14 protein-coding genes are annotated in these 15,039 nt (G+C 46.3%); 11 read left to right on the top strand and 3 right to left on the bottom strand.

Annotated features, from left to right (window positions below; translation table 11 throughout):
• The 7 genes from NC238_14655 to NC238_14625 all read left to right on the top strand — a co-directional run.
• The coding region (locus tag NC238_14655) for an anthranilate synthase component I (protein MCM1567148.1) at nucleotides 1-2,035 on the top strand (2,035 nt) is incomplete at its 5' end.
• The gene (locus NC238_14650; GenBank protein ID MCM1567147.1) at nucleotides 2,028-2,960 is read left to right on the top strand and encodes an aldolase catalytic domain-containing protein; all 933 of its coding nucleotides are present in this window, start codon (nucleotides 2,028-2,030) and stop codon (nucleotides 2,958-2,960) included. The genes NC238_14655 and NC238_14650, both read left to right, overlap by 8 nt.
• Nucleotides 2,957-4,210: a tryptophan synthase subunit beta gene (gene trpB, locus NC238_14645; protein MCM1567146.1), complete on the top strand. Its 1,254-nt coding sequence runs from the start codon at nucleotides 2,957-2,959 to the stop codon at nucleotides 4,208-4,210. Before NC238_14650 ends, trpB begins: the two co-directional genes overlap by 4 nt.
• Nucleotides 4,200-4,982 carry a tryptophan synthase subunit alpha gene (gene trpA / locus NC238_14640; protein MCM1567145.1) on the top strand — a complete coding sequence of 261 codons (783 nt, stop codon included), beginning with the start codon at nucleotides 4,200-4,202 and terminating at the stop codon, nucleotides 4,980-4,982. Before trpB ends, trpA begins: the two co-directional genes overlap by 11 nt.
• Nucleotides 4,983-6,002 (top strand): anthranilate phosphoribosyltransferase, encoded by a 1,020-nt coding sequence (gene trpD, locus NC238_14635; protein MCM1567144.1) that lies wholly within the window; start codon nucleotides 4,983-4,985, stop codon nucleotides 6,000-6,002.
• 107 nt (nucleotides 6,003-6,109) lie between these two features.
• Entirely contained in the window at nucleotides 6,110-6,967 is an 858-nt protein-coding gene (gene trpC, locus NC238_14630; protein MCM1567143.1) for an indole-3-glycerol phosphate synthase TrpC, read from the top strand.
• A gap of 125 nt (nucleotides 6,968-7,092) precedes the next feature.
• Nucleotides 7,093-7,809, top strand: coding sequence for a phosphoribosylanthranilate isomerase (locus tag NC238_14625; GenBank protein MCM1567142.1), 717 nt, complete (start codon nucleotides 7,093-7,095; stop codon nucleotides 7,807-7,809).
• A gap of 318 nt (nucleotides 7,810-8,127) precedes the next feature.
• Here NC238_14625 and NC238_14620 read toward each other — a convergent pair whose 3' ends face one another.
• Nucleotides 8,128-8,778: a YidC/Oxa1 family membrane protein insertase gene (locus tag NC238_14620; GenBank protein ID MCM1567141.1), complete on the bottom strand. Its 651-nt coding sequence runs from the start codon at nucleotides 8,776-8,778 to the stop codon at nucleotides 8,128-8,130.
• Nucleotides 8,779-9,194: 416 nt separating this feature from the next.
• On the opposite strand from NC238_14620, the gene NC238_14615 reads away from it, so the two are divergent.
• A complete protein-coding gene (locus tag NC238_14615) occupies nucleotides 9,195-9,875 on the top strand; it encodes a YdcF family protein (GenBank protein MCM1567140.1) in 681 nt (226 codons plus the stop codon).
• A gap of 47 nt (nucleotides 9,876-9,922) precedes the next feature.
• Here the strand turns inward: NC238_14615 and NC238_14610 are convergent, their stop codons facing one another.
• Both NC238_14610 and NC238_14605 read right to left on the bottom strand, forming a co-directional pair.
• Nucleotides 9,923-11,197: a polysaccharide deacetylase family protein gene (locus tag NC238_14610; GenBank protein MCM1567139.1), complete on the bottom strand. Its 1,275-nt coding sequence runs from the start codon at nucleotides 11,195-11,197 to the stop codon at nucleotides 9,923-9,925.
• 62 nt (nucleotides 11,198-11,259) lie between these two features.
• The gene (locus NC238_14605; protein MCM1567138.1) at nucleotides 11,260-12,417 is read right to left on the bottom strand and encodes a galactosyldiacylglycerol synthase; all 1,158 of its coding nucleotides are present in this window, start codon (nucleotides 12,415-12,417) and stop codon (nucleotides 11,260-11,262) included.
• A gap of 327 nt (nucleotides 12,418-12,744) precedes the next feature.
• Between NC238_14605 and NC238_14600 the strand changes: the two genes are divergently transcribed.
• From NC238_14600 to NC238_14590, 3 genes are all read left to right on the top strand, one after another.
• A complete protein-coding gene (locus NC238_14600) occupies nucleotides 12,745-13,323 on the top strand; it encodes a hypothetical protein (GenBank protein MCM1567137.1) in 579 nt (192 codons plus the stop codon).
• A gap of 153 nt (nucleotides 13,324-13,476) precedes the next feature.
• Nucleotides 13,477-14,397 carry an ADP-ribosylglycohydrolase family protein gene (locus NC238_14595; GenBank protein ID MCM1567136.1) on the top strand — a complete coding sequence of 307 codons (921 nt, stop codon included), beginning with the start codon at nucleotides 13,477-13,479 and terminating at the stop codon, nucleotides 14,395-14,397.
• Nucleotides 14,398-14,457: 60 nt separating this feature from the next.
• A partial coding sequence (locus NC238_14590; protein ID MCM1567135.1) for a glutamate--tRNA ligase family protein occupies nucleotides 14,458-15,039 on the top strand: 582 nt, incomplete at its 3' end.

The raw sequence follows: 15,039 nt of genomic DNA, 5'->3' as shown, positions 1-15,039 counted from the left end.
CTGGGACATCGGATTTATTAATCCTCCGATCGAGATTCGGACATTTGGCCGGAATATTGAAATAACGGCGTTGGATCAAAAAGGGCTGATCCTGCTGGAATTTATTGATAACGTTCTGCTGAAGGAGGCATACCTGGAAACACTGGTCCGCGAGCAGCACAAAATAACGGGCAGGGTTGCTCCAAGTCAGGAAATTTTTCCCGAAGAGCAAAGAAGCAGGCAAAAATCCGTTTTTTCTGTAGTCCGCAGCCTTCTGGAAGCGTTTCATTCAGATATGGATACGTTTCTGGGTCTCTATGGAAGCTTCGGCTATGATCTGATCTTTCAGTTTGAAAGCATCCATCTGAAAAGACCGCGGGATGAAGCGCAGGCCGATATGGTCTTATTTATCCCCGATGAAATCTTTGTCATTGACCACCAGAAGGATGACTGCTTCCGCATTCGGTATGACTTTGAATTCAATGGGCTTTCCAGTCTGGGTCAGGCGAAAACGATGCTGTCAGCCGCCGGGAGAATAAAAAATGACGGACGGACTATTCCGGCGCAGGAAATATCTAACGATACCGAAGGACGATATGCGGAAAAAGTTCGGATTGCTAAAGCGTACTTTAAACGCGGTGATTTTTTCGAGGTCGTTCCGTCTCATACTTTTTACCGGAGCTGTGAGATCAGGCCTTCAGAAATATTTGAAAACTTGACAAAGATTAATCCGAGCCCTTATGGGTTCCTGATTCATCTTGGCAATGAGCACCTGATTGGTTCCTCGCCGGAAATGTTTGTCAGAGTCGAAGGCAGAAGAATCGAGACCTGTCCGATCTCCGGAACAATTCAAAGAGGATGCAATGCGCTGGAAGATGCCGAAAGAATCCGCCAGCTGCTGAACTCCCATAAAGATGAGTCCGAACTTACGATGTGCACGGACGTCGACCGCAACGACAAATCCAGGATCTGTGAACCGGGTACGGTTAAGGTACTGGGACGGCGCCAGATCGAAATGTATTCGCACCTTATTCATACCGTGGACCATGTTGAGGGGATTCTGGCCGATGGGTATGACGCCCTGGATGCTTTTATGACCCATATGTGGGCGGTAACAGTGACCGGGGCTCCCAAAAAAGCCGCCGTCCAATGGATTGAAGACCATGAGGAGTCCAACCGGATGTGGTACGGCGGGGCAGTCGGAATCCTTGGTTTTGACGGACGGATGAATACAGGACTCACACTCAGAACCATCCGCTTAAAAGACGGGATCGCCGGGGTCAGAGTCGGCGCGACGCTGCTGTATGATTCCATTCCCGAAGAGGAAGAAAAAGAAACGATCGTCAAGGCTGAAGCCCTTCTCAAAGTATTGGGCGATGCGAAAGCCGGTGTGACTGAAAATACAAGCGATCTGCCCGCCGGCTCCTCACCGCGGCAAGAAAACGCCGCTGATCTTTTACAGGTACCTTTGCAGGTACTGCTGGTCGATCATGAGGACTCCTTCGTGCATACACTGGCCGGTTATTTCCGTAAAGCCGGCTGTCAGGTGGTCACGATGCGGCACCATCTGGCCAGAGAAGCCTTAAAAAAAGAACGGTATGATTTGGTCGTGCTATCCCCGGGCCCGGGCAAACCGTCTGATTTTAAACTCAGAGAAACAATCGGGCTCTGTCTGGATAAAGGGATTCCTCTCTTTGGGGTCTGTCTGGGGCTGCAGGGTATTGTCGAATACTTTAACGGAAAGCTCGGTGTATTGGATGTACCAGTGCATGGCAAACAATCGGTGTTAAAAATAGCTCCGGGATCAGTAATCTTTCAAAATTTGGCTAATCTAAGCGTAGGCAGATATCATTCGCTGTTTGCCGAAGAAGTACCGTCGGAACTTGAGGTTACGGCCTGGAGCGAAGACGGTGTCGTGATGGCGGTTGAAAGCAAAGACAAAACCATTCTGGCGGTCCAATTTCACCCTGAATCCATCATGTCGATGGATGAGGATAAGGGATTCCGGATCATCACCAATGTTTTGAACAAATTAGGAGGTGCCTGCTGTGCGTAAGCTGACTATTCTGGACTGCACGCTCAGAGACGGAGGATTGACCAACAACTTCCGGTTCCCGGAAAAGTATATCAAAGATCATGTGCAAAAGATTTCCGAAGCAAAGGTTGATTATCTCGAGCTGGGGTATAAAGCCGATCCCGCGTATTATGAACGGACAGCCTACGGTAAACTGAAATTCTGTGATGACAGTGAGATACGTGGCATCATCCAAGGAATTCCGGGGCTCCCCAAACTGGCTTTTATGGTGGATGTCGGCAGATTTGACCGGCAAACGGTTGAAGACGCCAATGTGTCACCGTTTACCATGGGCCGGGTTGCCTGCTATTTGGACCAGATCGAAGAGGCCGTCGAAGATGTCCGCTTTCTGCAAAATAAAGGCTATGAGACAACCCTGAATATCATGGCAATTTCCAGAGAAAGAATCCCGGAAATCGTTTGCGGCTTAAGAAAAATCAAAGCGCAAATCCCTGCAGTGGCAGTCTATGTGGTAGACAGTTACGGGGCGCTTTATCCGGAGGATGTCAAAAAGCTGGTATCACTGTACAAGGAAGAATTAAACGGTATAAAGGTGGGAATTCACGTGCACAACAACATGCAGCTGGCCTTCTCCAACACCATTACGGCAATTGAAAGCGGTGCTAACTTCCTTGATGCGAGTGTCAACGGGATGGGCAGGGGAGCCGGCAACTGTCCGCTGGAATGTCTTTTGCCCTATGCTGGCAAAGAAAATTATGATTTAAAGCCTGTACTCGCGCTGATTAATGATTACTACATCCATGATGGTGACGAACATTCTTGGGGGTACTGCCCGAAGCAGCTCTTAACGGGGATTTTCAACCAGCATCCTGTCTATAGTATCCAGGGGGCTGGCGAAGATCTGATCCGAATCTATAATCATTTTCAAAGTGAGGTGCAGGTATGAAGAACGAAATGATTAATTATCTAGGTCAAAATGGCTATTTTGGCGCCTATGGCGGGAGATATGTCCCGGAAATCCTGATACCGGCTGTCGATGAACTGAACCAGGCTTTTCAGGAAATATTGCGGGACGAGGACTTCTATAAGCAATACTATAACCTCCTGATGGACTTTTCGGGCAGGCCGACACCGCTGACGTATGCGGCAGGGCTTAGTGCGTATTTTGGTAAAGCCAAAATCTTTATCAAGCGGGAGGATTTGAATCATTCCGGCGCCCATAAAATCAATAATGTGCTCGGGCAGGGCCTGCTCATGAAAAAACTGGGCAAGACCAGAGTCATCGCTGAGACCGGCGCAGGCCAGCACGGTGTCGCAACGGCGATCATGGCAGCGAAAATGGGATTTCAGGCGACGATCTATATGGGAGCTGAAGATGCTGAACGGCAATATGCCAACGTCTTCTGGATGAAACAGCTCGGAGCTGAAGTTGTTCCCGTTACCACCGGTACGGCAACGCTTAAGGATGCCATTAACGAAGCACTTCGCGACTGGGCAGGAAATTTTGACAACACGCATTATGCACTTGGTACGGCGTGCGGACCAAGGCCATTCCCGGAGATGGTCACTTTCTTTCAGTCCGTAATCAGTAAAGAGATGAAAAAACAAATCAACGATATCTGCGGCAAAAATCCGGACCGGATCTATGCCTGTCTGGGCGGCGGTTCCAATGCGATGGGTGCTTTTGTGGAGTTTCTGCAGGAGCCCGGCGTAGAACTCGTTGCCGTCGAGGCGGGCGGCAAGGGTGAAGCCTCCGGAAAGCATGCTTCGCGGATCGCTTATGCCAAAGCCAAAACCGGCGTCTCTCAGGGCTACAAGACACTGTTTCTCCAAGATGATGACGGACAGATGCTGGATACCTGGAGCATTTCCGCCGGACTTGATTATGTCGGTGTATCACCAATCCTGGCTCATCTGGCGGAAACCAAGAGGGTCCGGGTTTTAGCCGCCACAGATGCCGAAGTCATTGAGGCCTTTAAACTGATCATCAGCAAGGAAGGGCTGATACCGGCGCTTGAATCCACGCATGCTTTCGCCGGAATTTTCAAGGAAATTGCTGACACCAAACCGGAAGATGTCATCGTTGTCAATATGTCCGGCCGCGGAGACAAAGATATCTTCAATATTGGGGAAGCATTGCAGGATCAGGGCTGGAAAACATTTGTCACAGAAAGAGGTAAGGCATATGCAGATTGAAAAACAAATTGAAGCTATGAGAAGAGAGAAGAAAATACTGCTGATGACCCACCAAATTATCGGCTATCCTGATTTTGCCGCCAATGAAAAAGCGATTGAATGCTTTTATAACAACGGGGTCGACCTGATTGAACTGCAAATACCTTTTTCTGACCCGATTGCCGACGGACCGGTATTTACAAAATCAAACCAGGCCGTATTGGAAAAGGGGATTAAAGTCAGCGACTGCCTGAAGTTTATCGAGAGAATGGCTCGCAAATACCCGATCCCGTTTCTGGTCATGACCTACTACAATATCCTGTACCAATACGGCGTCGAAGCATTTATTGACCGGTGCAAAGAGATCGGCGTCCAGGGAACCATCGTACCGGATGCTCCGCTTGATGAGGCCAGAGCCTACTACGATTATTCCCGCCAACAGGGGTTGGCTGCCGTAAGTATAGCGACACCTTATTCCGATCCGAAGCGACTGCAGGAAATTGCAGATATCGGGAGCGGATTTATCTATTACGTTCCCCGCAAAGGGGTAACCGGCAGCAAAACAACTTTTGACTCTGAGATTTTGGACGGAATCCAAAAAGCAAAGAAAGAGACCGGCAAAACAATCGCCGTAGGTTTCGGGATTCAAGGCCCGGGAGATGTCGCCCATTTAATTGGAACTGCCGATATAGCGATCATCGGCAGTAAGATCCAGCTGGTGCTTGAGACTGAAGGGCTGTCCGGTCTGGATCAGTTTTTAGGCGATATTGCGCGTGTTAATAAGGAGGAATGAATGATGGGAATGGAGATAGCTTTAAAAAAACTTTCCAATAGAGAGGATCTCAGTGCTCAGCTGGCCTATGATTCCATGACGGAGATTATGAGCGGTGAAGCCAGTGAAATCTCCATGGCAGCCTTTTTAACGGCGCTCCGCCTGAAAGGAGAGACCATTGAAGAGATTTACGGGACAAGTAAGGTGATGCGGGAAAAAGCCCTCAAAGTGGCGTGCGCATCAGAAAATCTGGTGGACACCTGCGGAACAGGCGGAGATGGCGCTCATACGTTTAACATTTCGACAACAGCAATGTTCGTTGCTGCCGGCTGTGGTGTAAAAATTGCCAAGCATGGCAACCGGAGCATTACCAGCAAGAGCGGGGCTGCCGACGTCCTCGAAGCGTTAGGGGTCGAGATTGTGCTGCCGCCTGAGGCGGTTGGTCAATGTATCGACCAAGTCGGCCTTGGTTTTATGTTCGCTCCGCATTTCCATACTTCGATGAAATATGCGATGCCGGTGCGTAAAGCACTTGGCTTCAAAACCATCTTTAATATCCTCGGGCCATTAGCCAATCCGGCCGCAGCCCCAAGACAGCTGATCGGCGTTTACGACAAAAGCCTTGTGCCCGTGGCTGCAGAAGTACTGAACAGACATCAGGCTGTACACGCACTCATTGTCCACGGCAGTGATGGTCTCGACGAAATCACCCTGACAGGACCGTCTTACGCAGCAGAACTCAAGGACGGAAAGGTAACCGAGTTTGTCATCCATCCGGAAGATTATGGTTTTTCCCTTTGTAAGCCGCAGGATCTTGTAGGCGGAACGCCGCAGGAAAACGCGCGGATCACCTTGGATATTCTTGCAGGAGGTCAGGGCCCCAAAGCAGACACCGTCATCCTAAATGCCGGAGCGGCTATTTATGTCGGAGGCAAAGCCGCAAGTTTGCAGGAGGGAATCGAGATGGCCAGGGCCACAGTCCGGGAAAAGAAAGCGCTGCCAGTTCTAAACGAGTTTATCGCTGTGACTAGACAACATTAGCATTCAGCAGAAACCGGCTTTATCAAGTCCGGGTTTAAGTACAGGTCTCAGTTTAGTGCCATAGAAGGGACTTGTACCTGTGGAAAGTTTGAAGAAAGGGGATAAAAATGATCCTCGATAAAATTGTAGAGGCCAAAATAAAACGACTTTCCGAACAGAAGAAAAATGTTCCAATCGAAGAGCTCATAGAAAAGCTAAGAAAAAAGCTGAAAATCAATAATAATCATGATAATCTTAAGCATGATGTTAACATGGAGCGGCCTGCAGGCGTCTTTGCCTCAGCCCTGACTGCGGGACGCCTGAGCAAAGATAAAGCAGGGATTTCCATAATCGCGGAAGTAAAGAAAGCTTCTCCATCCAAAGGAGTCCTGGTTCCGGACTTCGATTATCTGCAAATAGCCAGCATGTATGAACAGCTGGGGGCTGCGGCAATCTCCGTCTTAACAGAACAGGATTACTTTCTCGGGAGTCCGGATTATCTGAGGGGAATTAGAGAATCCGTCAAGATTCCGCTGCTGCGAAAGGATTTTATGATTGACCCTTATCAGATTTACGAAGCAAAGGTTTTGGGGGCGGATGCTATTCTGCTCATTGTAAAAATATTAGATGACCGCCAGCTGAAAGAATTCCTGAGGATAGCTGAACAGATCGGTCTGGATTGTCTTGTGGAAGTTCATGACGAAGCAGAAGCGGCAAGGGCCATGGCAGCAGGAGCCAGTATTATCGGAATCAATAACCGGAACCTTGAAACGTTCGAGGTGGATTTGAACCACAGCCGCAGAATCGGTGCGATGATCCCGGATCATCTGATCAAGGTCTCCGAAAGCGGGATTCATACGGGCGAGGATATCCTGACGGTGCAAGCATGGGGATTTGATGCTGTTCTGGTCGGAGAGGCTTTCATGAAGGCAGGCAGTCTTGAACAAAAATTTGCAGAGCTTCTTCAGGTGCCATATCGACCCTAAACCGAATATATTTGTCGTTCATGGCATCGTTTGCCTTAGGCGGATGATAATAATATTTTAGGATTGACAAGATATAGGGACATACTGACAATTGCGTACAGATAACGCATGATTTAGGAGTTGAAATGGTAGGGATGGAAGAAAACGTGAAAGATATTGATGCCGGGCAGACGCCAAAAGTTAAAATCTGTGGGATTCGTACCCTGGAGGATGTCGGGATTATCAATGAGCTGAACCCTGATTTTGCCGGATTTGTGCTAGCCCCGAGCAAAAGACAGATCTCGCTCAGCGAATTGAAAACGCTGATTGCTTCCTTGGACAAAAAGATCATCCCGGTTGGGGTTTTCGTCAATCAGGACCCGGATGACTTACTGTGCGCCGTGGAAGCCGGTCTGCAAATACTTCAGATTCATGGTGATGAGCCTTTGGAATATATGCGTCAATTACAAGTGCGGCTCATGGAAAAATACCAGGCTCATCATCAAGTAACGATCTGGAAAGCTGTCAGGGTAGGACATGCGGATCGGGCAGAGCTGAACATGGAAGCGTATCAGGGCCTGGTTGACGGTTTTGTGTACGATAAATTTGACCCTGAAGCTTATGGCGGGACCGGGGAACGCTTTGACTGGAACCTTCTGCAAAGAGATCAGAACGGCCAATCCGATAAAAACAAAGGCCGGGATATTCCAATGATCCTGGCCGGAGGCTTAAATGAAGAGAATGCTGCGTCGGCAATTTCCTTATTCCATCCCTATTGCCTGGACGTCAGCAGCAGTGTCGAGACGGAGGGACGGAAAGACCCGGACAAAATCAAAAGGTTTATTGACCGTGTCCGTGCTTAACGTGCCGCTCCTTGCCATCCATGGCACCGTGACAGTAGGCCATCCGTAGCCAGAAACCGCTGGCATGTCTATAACGCTGCGGATTCCTGTTCGCTTAACGCTGCTGGCACTTAACGCTCGCTTTCGCATCTTGTGCAAGTCTACAATATTTGAAGCAATCAGAAGAAATATAGAGAATTTAAGATTTAAATATGGTATGAATGAGAAAAATGGATGTGTCGCTCATAATATGAGAATGATGGCAGTAGTAACTGGATAAAAACTCTAATAAAATTGGGTTAGATAGGTGAAGGGGACGCCGCGATACGTCCCCTTTGTTTAAAGTCTTTGGACCATCTCTTCCGGAGAAGGGATATTCAAATATTTTCGCTGGATAGGGCCTAGACGAAAGATCTGGACCTCGACAAACCGAAGGACCGAGTTGGCAATCCAGTAAGCGCTCAGGGCAACAGGAGCTTTCCACAGAAAAACGACGCCAATAGCAACCGGGAATATGAACATCAGTAAATTTTTGTTTTCTGCTGTAAATACACTCAGCGTCTGAAGCAGACCGGCAATAACCGGCAAAATATGAAGATGATCTGCCATATGGAGATCAGATACCCACGGAATAAGAATGCTGCCGACGGGTATACTCAGATGCGTAATAGCAACGTACAAGGAGAAAAAAACCGGGGCCTGGATAATAAGTGTTGCAAACGTAAACAGTGGATTGATTTTATATTTAGATGCAATTTTCATTGATTCAGAGTTAACTTTTTTAATTTGATTGTGAAATTTTCCAGATAAAATTGTTCTGGCTTTGGTCAGATTTGCGGTTAATAATTGTACTTTTTGCTGTTTTATTGACAAAGGAAATAACAAGAGTTTTATCCCTAATGTAATCAGAGCAACCGCAATGAACCAATCACCCGTAGTACTGACAAGGAATGCTAATAACTGGGAAAGGACTGTGCTAATCATATTCATTGAAACATCCTCCAAAGTTTTATTTCTTATAAAACAAGGAGGTTTGAATAAGGTGAGTCATCATCAAGGCTGGTCTTTATTTTTCTCCTAAAGATTAAATACTTATTTACCTGAAGATTTATGGGAGATGAGGAGCTGATCAGACAACTCGAAAGGTAAGTATCCGCGTATCTGACACTGCTGGAAGAAGAATGCAATAGTTTGATTGCGGCCCAGGAGACAGCTAAGATCAAAGTCAGATGAACGATTAGAATAACCAGGATACTACTATCGAATTGCATTTTATCACCCCCAAGAAACTAGATTTATTATATAATTAGCTACAGGAGATAGCAAGAAGTATAAGCTTAAGGCAGTAAAGCTTACTCCAACATAGAAACGCTAGGTAAATATGAAAACTTTGGTAGGGATATGAAATGAAGAAACGTTTGCGAATTCGGATAAAGTATCTGATAGGTAGCGTGCTGGCGATCACAGTGATTCTCCTTGGTTCTATGCTGATGATCAATAACTATGTGGAGCGGGTTGGTACGAAATACATCGGCGATATGGATCATGTACCTGAGGTTGACGCGATCCTGGTGTTAGGTGCCTATGTTTTCCCGGATGGAACTGCTTCATCCATGCTTGCCGACCGCTTGACCGTCGGTTATGAGCTTTACCAGCAAGGCAAGGCTCCCAAAATTCTTGTGAGTGGTGATCATGGACGGACAGATTATGATGAAGTCAATGCCATGAAGCGCTTTCTCCTGGAAAAAGGCGTCAAGGGTCAAAATGTCTTTATGGATCACGCTGGTTTTAGTACATATGAAAGTCTATACAGAGCGAGGGATATTTTTCTTGCGAAAAAGGTAATCATCGTTACGCAGGAATATCATTTGAAGCGGGCAGTTTTTGTCGCCAGGTCTTTAGGACTTGAAGCTTATGGCGTTGCCTCAGACCGGCATGATTACGGACAGGCAATGGCCTACTATCAGATAAGAGAGATTGCAGCCCGAAATAAAGATTTTCTCTGGACTAAAATAATCAAGCCCAAACCGACTTTTTTGGGCGATGTCATTCCGGTATTTGGCGATGGTGGGGCTACTGACGATTAAATAAATAACTGGAGAATGAAGTGAACAGAATTATTCAATGAAAAAAGTCATCCTTGCGTGGATGACTTTTTTGTCAGGTATTTCTCAAGCAGGGCGTCTTTACTGATCCAGACGACTTTGGGCTTTGTTCCAAGTTTTTCTGTATCTTTTTTCCGGGACGGGTTATAGACTCGGTAAACGATTTTTTGCATGAAACCAATGAATCCGGCATTACCATTCGTATATTCAGTAACGTTAAACCCGAGGCCTTTGACACCACGGTTGATGAGTGTAACACCCAGGAAAACCTTGATATCCTTATAACCCGGATTCAAAGAGATATAGCTTGCCAGAACAGGCAGGGAGAGCCGGGCTTGTTTTAAAACATTATAGCCGATTTTTTGGATATTGGCACCAAGGCTCTGGAAGCGGGTATTGTCTAAGTGGATTTCACCGACCAGATCACCTGCTGAGGCGATTAATTCACCGTTTTCATTAAACAGTTCAGGGCCATGGTAGCGGGTAAGACCCAGGCGAAAAATATTGCGTTCATCAATTCTGGTAATTTGTTTACGCCGCGCGTAAAAAAGCTCCCATTTCTCCCAAACGCAGAAACCAATTCTTCTTGGCAGTGACCAGTCGGGAAGCTGAAGCGGAATGAGCGGCAGCTTGCGTTCTTTTTGTATTTTCATGATCAGTGGTTTCAGGGCAGCTAAGGTATTTTCAGGAGCGCCCTCATCGCCGCCGCTATCATGAAGCAGGATAATTGTGCCTTCTTTGGTTCGGCGGATTATTCTTTGCACAATACGGTGCGGAGTTCTTTCAATGTGCCAGTCTCTGCCGTCGGCACTCCAACTAATCAGCTTTTTGCCTTTGAAACGGCACCAAAATAAAAAAGAAAGATTAACCCCTCCCCAGGGAGCTCTGACATAGACGGGTTCCTGACCGGTCAGACGGCGCATTTCCTCCATCGCTTTATTCCACAAGTTCCAGGTCTTTAGCGGGGGCATCAGCCAAGCGTGCCGATGACGGTAGCCGTGACTGCCGACGGTATGACCGTGGTCTAGGATGCTCTTGACAAGTTCCGGCTGTTTTTCAGCCTTTTCAGCAACCAGAAAAAAACAGGCCCGAACGTTTTGCTCGGCTAAAACTGTCAGGAATCTCGGAGTGTATCTGGGGTCGGGTCCGTCATCAAATGTTAAGGTGACACCTGGAGAATAATGACGTTTCCAGGAACCAATACCGAAAAAATGCACAAATAGTTCGGGAATAAGAGCATAGACCGCAAAGACCGCAAAGACTGAAATTGCGACAATGAAGGCGCACAGCAAGGTTGTGGACACTGCAGATTCACTTCCCTTATGTTGACTTTGAAGGTTTATCCGATTCCTTGAGGTCCGCGAAATCAGCTCGGGACTTGGGAAATATTGACCGTTTCTTTGTAGATATGAGGCTTTACGGATTGACCGAGGGCTAGTTCCAAAATCTTTTCCCAGGCATGGTACTCTATTTCCGATAAGTAGCTGTCAAAGCGGTTTCGCCAAAGCACCTGTTCGTTTTGATCTTTAAAAAAGGCGTCCAACTGTTTGGCAACTGGGTAATTCAAATCTAAATCATAAATCAATTTTTTTTCGCTGAGATAATTCTTATTGATTTGTTCCTGCCCTGGAAGTGCTGAATGGACAAAAATCGGCAGTTTTTTATGAAGGGTCTCACTGATGGTTACGCCGCCGGGTTTGGTAATAATGGCATCGGCCTCGTCATACAGTGAGTTGAGGGTTTCCCTGGATGAAATATAGGATAGGGGCTTTAAGTTAGGCAGTTTCAGGGAGCGAATATCCTTATATAGTTTCTTGTTTTTGCCGCATAGCAGGGAAAAAGTGTAGGATTTTTCTTTTTTACCCGGCAGGCTGTAAAGCAAATGTTCGATATCGCCGAGACCGCCGCTTCCGCCGGAAATCAGAATATGATAAGGAAGCGTCGGTTCGGAGGCTGTCCGAGGCAGGAAGCACTCATCAACAGGAATACCCGTCACAAATATTTTAGACGGATCAATGTTATTCTGGGAGATTAATTGTGCCTTAATATTTTGATCAGGGACAAAATGGTAATCGATGTATTCTGTTCCCCAAAGCTTATTAACAAAGAAATCAGTGTAGACATTGATTACGGGCGCAGTTGCGATACCGGAATTTCTAAGCCTGTCGATTAAGAAGGAAGGGAAAGCCTGGGTACATACGATCAAATCAGGCTGTTCTTCTTGCAGCAGGCTATTCATTTTGTCAAGGAATTTATATTCATACCAGTTAAAGTGCTTGGTTGATTTGGTCGGGTACACAAAGTTCCGGTAAATCCAGACGAAGGTTTGGGGAGAATGGTCGATCCAGGTCAGGTAAGTTAACCGAAATGCTTTCTCCAGCCGTTTGTCCGCATAGCTGAAGAAATCTATCTTTGAGCATTCAAGATTACTGATTCGGTTTTCTAAGGAACGAATCATTGCATCGGCTACGGTATGATGACCCGTAGGGATTTGAAGGAACGGAAGAAAAAGTATCCGCATCATAACTTCCCCTTTCCAGCAACCTATTATTGTCCAAAGATCCTTGAAGGTAGCTATACATTTATAATTTTACTTTTTAATAGTGCTTTTTGTAAACCTAGTTTTTCCATTTATTTTATATATATTCTTAAACAGAGCGAAGCTAGTACCTAGTTAATCCTAAAATTATAAAGATATAGGGTTGACATGGTGCTGGCCTGTGTAAAATAAAACATATCAACGAAAAGACAATAATATATTAAAATGAAAAAATTGCATTCTGCATTTCGTTTAGATTTCTATGAACCTGCAAATAATGATTTTGTTTAACGATAGCTAGGAGTGTGCAAATTGTCAAAGAAAAAAAATAAACTTGTCAGTTATTCTAATATGATTGCCACTGTTGGGACAGCCATACTTGCTGTGACGGCACTGATTACCGTCTATATCACCGTATCTGCCTGGAACGAGGAGAGAGAAGCCAACCGTCCGTACTTTACGTTTAAGGATTCGCCCGAAGTGGTATTGAGAGAGTCGCCTGAATTTGAGATGGTTTTTACCAATGTCGGCGAGCATCCTGCCGTTAGTCTTTGGAGCAAGTCTATTGTTTTTCAGTCCGGCTTAAAGGAAAAACCGGTCACAATTGACGAATACGCGCTCGTCAATGATATTCCCAAAAATGCTTCAGCCACCTTACTGATTAGTCTCGAAGGCATCAACAAACAAAAGACATTAAAAGATGTGCCTCCCTATTTCTTTGTCATTGTTTTGAGATATGAAGACCCGATCATCAATGAAAGCTTTGAACAAACGCTGTATATCAAATGGAATGGTATGAAAGGCGGGGAAATCCTCACAACCAACCATGCGGAAGAAGCTGAGAAGGAACAGATCATTCAGTATTTTAAGCAAAATAGAATTAATTTATAGATAGCGTGAATGCAAATGATCTGGATATTAAGTCACCGTTTATTTGAAATTCGGATAGCTCATTTTGGAATGAAAGTGTTATGATAACGGTATAGCAATTAATGGTTGCAACCTCAACAAGAAGTTGTGCGATTTGGATAAGGGGAAAACAAAATGGCAGATCTCATTTCCAGAGCAAGGGGAGCAATGCTCGGGGTGGCAGCCGGGGATGCGCTTGGGGCAACCCTTGAATTTATGAGCCGCGAAGAAATTGTTCATACCTATGGCCGACACCGGGATATGACCGGCGGGGGATTCTGGAAATTGGCGCCCGGAGAAATTACCGATGATACAGAAATGACCCTTGCGGCAGCCAACGGGATTCTTGAAGACCCTGCAGACCCGGTAAAGCACGTCGCCCGTCATTTTCGGGAATGGTCCCGGCAAGAGCCCAAATGTATCGGAAATATCTGCCGGATGGTTCTGCAGGAAGGAATCCGGACAGAAGCGGATAACGAACAGGAATGGCTGCAAATCGCTGAGAATGCCCATCGACTCAGCGGCGGGAGAAGCGGCGGCAATGGTTCACTGATGAGAACGGTCCCGGTGGCCATTGCCTATCACAATAACCTGGCGAAAATGACGGATCTGGCGGCAAGATTATCGGCTCTGACCCATTATGATCCACTGGCAGGAGCTTGTGTGGTTTTTTACTGTAAAATTGTCAGGGAATTGCTTTTAGGAGAAGATCTCCGCATCGTGCTGGAAAAGGCCCAGGCGGATGCTCCGTTTGCCCTGAAAATGAACTTAAGTACGGATCAAATGAAAACAAGCGGTTACGTTGTCCATACATTGGAAACGGCCTTAAACTGTGTCTTTCAGACCAATTCTCTGGAAGAAGCGCTGGTAATGGCCGTAAACCTCGGAGGAGATACGGATACGATCGGCGCAGTAACCGGCGGGATGGCCGGTGCCTGCTATGGCATAGAGAACCTGCCTTCCAGGTGGCTGGAGAAGCTCTCGCGAAGAGATGAACTCTTAGCGCTGACGGACAGGCTGCTTGCTATTGATAGGGACCCGAAAATAGGTATTTGAAATTTTTTAGAAATCTACTATACTAAGATAATATAAGTGTTTTCGTAGGGGGTTACTGCTATTAATACATCAAATACATCAAATTCTTCTTATTCATCATCCAATTTCATTCAAAATATTATTCGGGAAGATTTAAAGCTGAATAAAAACAACGGCAGGGTACATACACGTTTTCCGCCTGAACCTAACGGCTATCTTCATATCGGACACGCCAAATCCATCTGTTTGAATTTTGGCACCGCGCTGGAATTTAACGGATGCTGCAATCTTAGGTTTGACGACACCAACCCGAGCAAAGAGGAAACTGAGTTTGTCGAGTCGATTCAGGAAGATGTCCAATGGCTGGGGTTTTCCTGGCAGAACAGGATGTACTATACTTCCGATTACTTTGAAAAGCTGTACGCGTTTGCCGTAGAGCTGATTGAAAAAGGCAAGGCTTTTGTCTGTGATTTGTCGGCAGAGGAAATACGGGAATACCGTGGGACGCTGACCCAGCCTGGAACGGACAGTCCTTACCGGGGCCGTTGTGTCGAAGAAAATCTTGACCTGTTCCAAAGAATGAGAGCCGGAGAATTCCCGAACGGCGCGAAAGTGCTCAGAGCAAAAATTGATATGAGTTCTCCGAATTTAAATATGCGCGAT

Origin of the sequence: Dehalobacter sp. (assembly GCA_023667845.1) — a bacterium.
Taxonomy (GTDB): domain Bacteria; phylum Bacillota; class Desulfitobacteriia; order Desulfitobacteriales; family Syntrophobotulaceae; genus Dehalobacter.
This window is presented reverse-complemented; position numbering and strand designations above follow the sequence as displayed.

Excerpts from the sequence above, each read along its gene's own strand:
- trpB (MCM1567146.1), top strand. The coding sequence starts at position 2,957 with ATGAAGAACGAAATGATTAATTATCTAGGTCAAAATGGCTATTTTGGC.
- trpA (MCM1567145.1), top strand. The coding sequence starts at position 4,200 with ATGCAGATTGAAAAACAAATTGAAGCTATGAGAAGAGAGAAGAAAATA.
- trpD (MCM1567144.1), top strand. The coding sequence starts at position 4,983 with ATGATGGGAATGGAGATAGCTTTAAAAAAACTTTCCAATAGAGAGGAT.
- trpC (MCM1567143.1), top strand. The coding sequence starts at position 6,110 with ATGATCCTCGATAAAATTGTAGAGGCCAAAATAAAACGACTTTCCGAA.
- NC238_14625 (MCM1567142.1), top strand. The coding sequence starts at position 7,093 with ATGGTAGGGATGGAAGAAAACGTGAAAGATATTGATGCCGGGCAGACG.
- NC238_14620 (MCM1567141.1), bottom strand. The coding sequence starts at position 8,778 with ATGAATATGATTAGCACAGTCCTTTCCCAGTTATTAGCATTCCTTGTC.
- NC238_14615 (MCM1567140.1), top strand. The coding sequence starts at position 9,195 with ATGAAGAAACGTTTGCGAATTCGGATAAAGTATCTGATAGGTAGCGTG.
- NC238_14605 (MCM1567138.1), bottom strand. The coding sequence starts at position 12,417 with ATGATGCGGATACTTTTTCTTCCGTTCCTTCAAATCCCTACGGGTCAT.
- NC238_14595 (MCM1567136.1), top strand. The coding sequence starts at position 13,477 with ATGGCAGATCTCATTTCCAGAGCAAGGGGAGCAATGCTCGGGGTGGCA.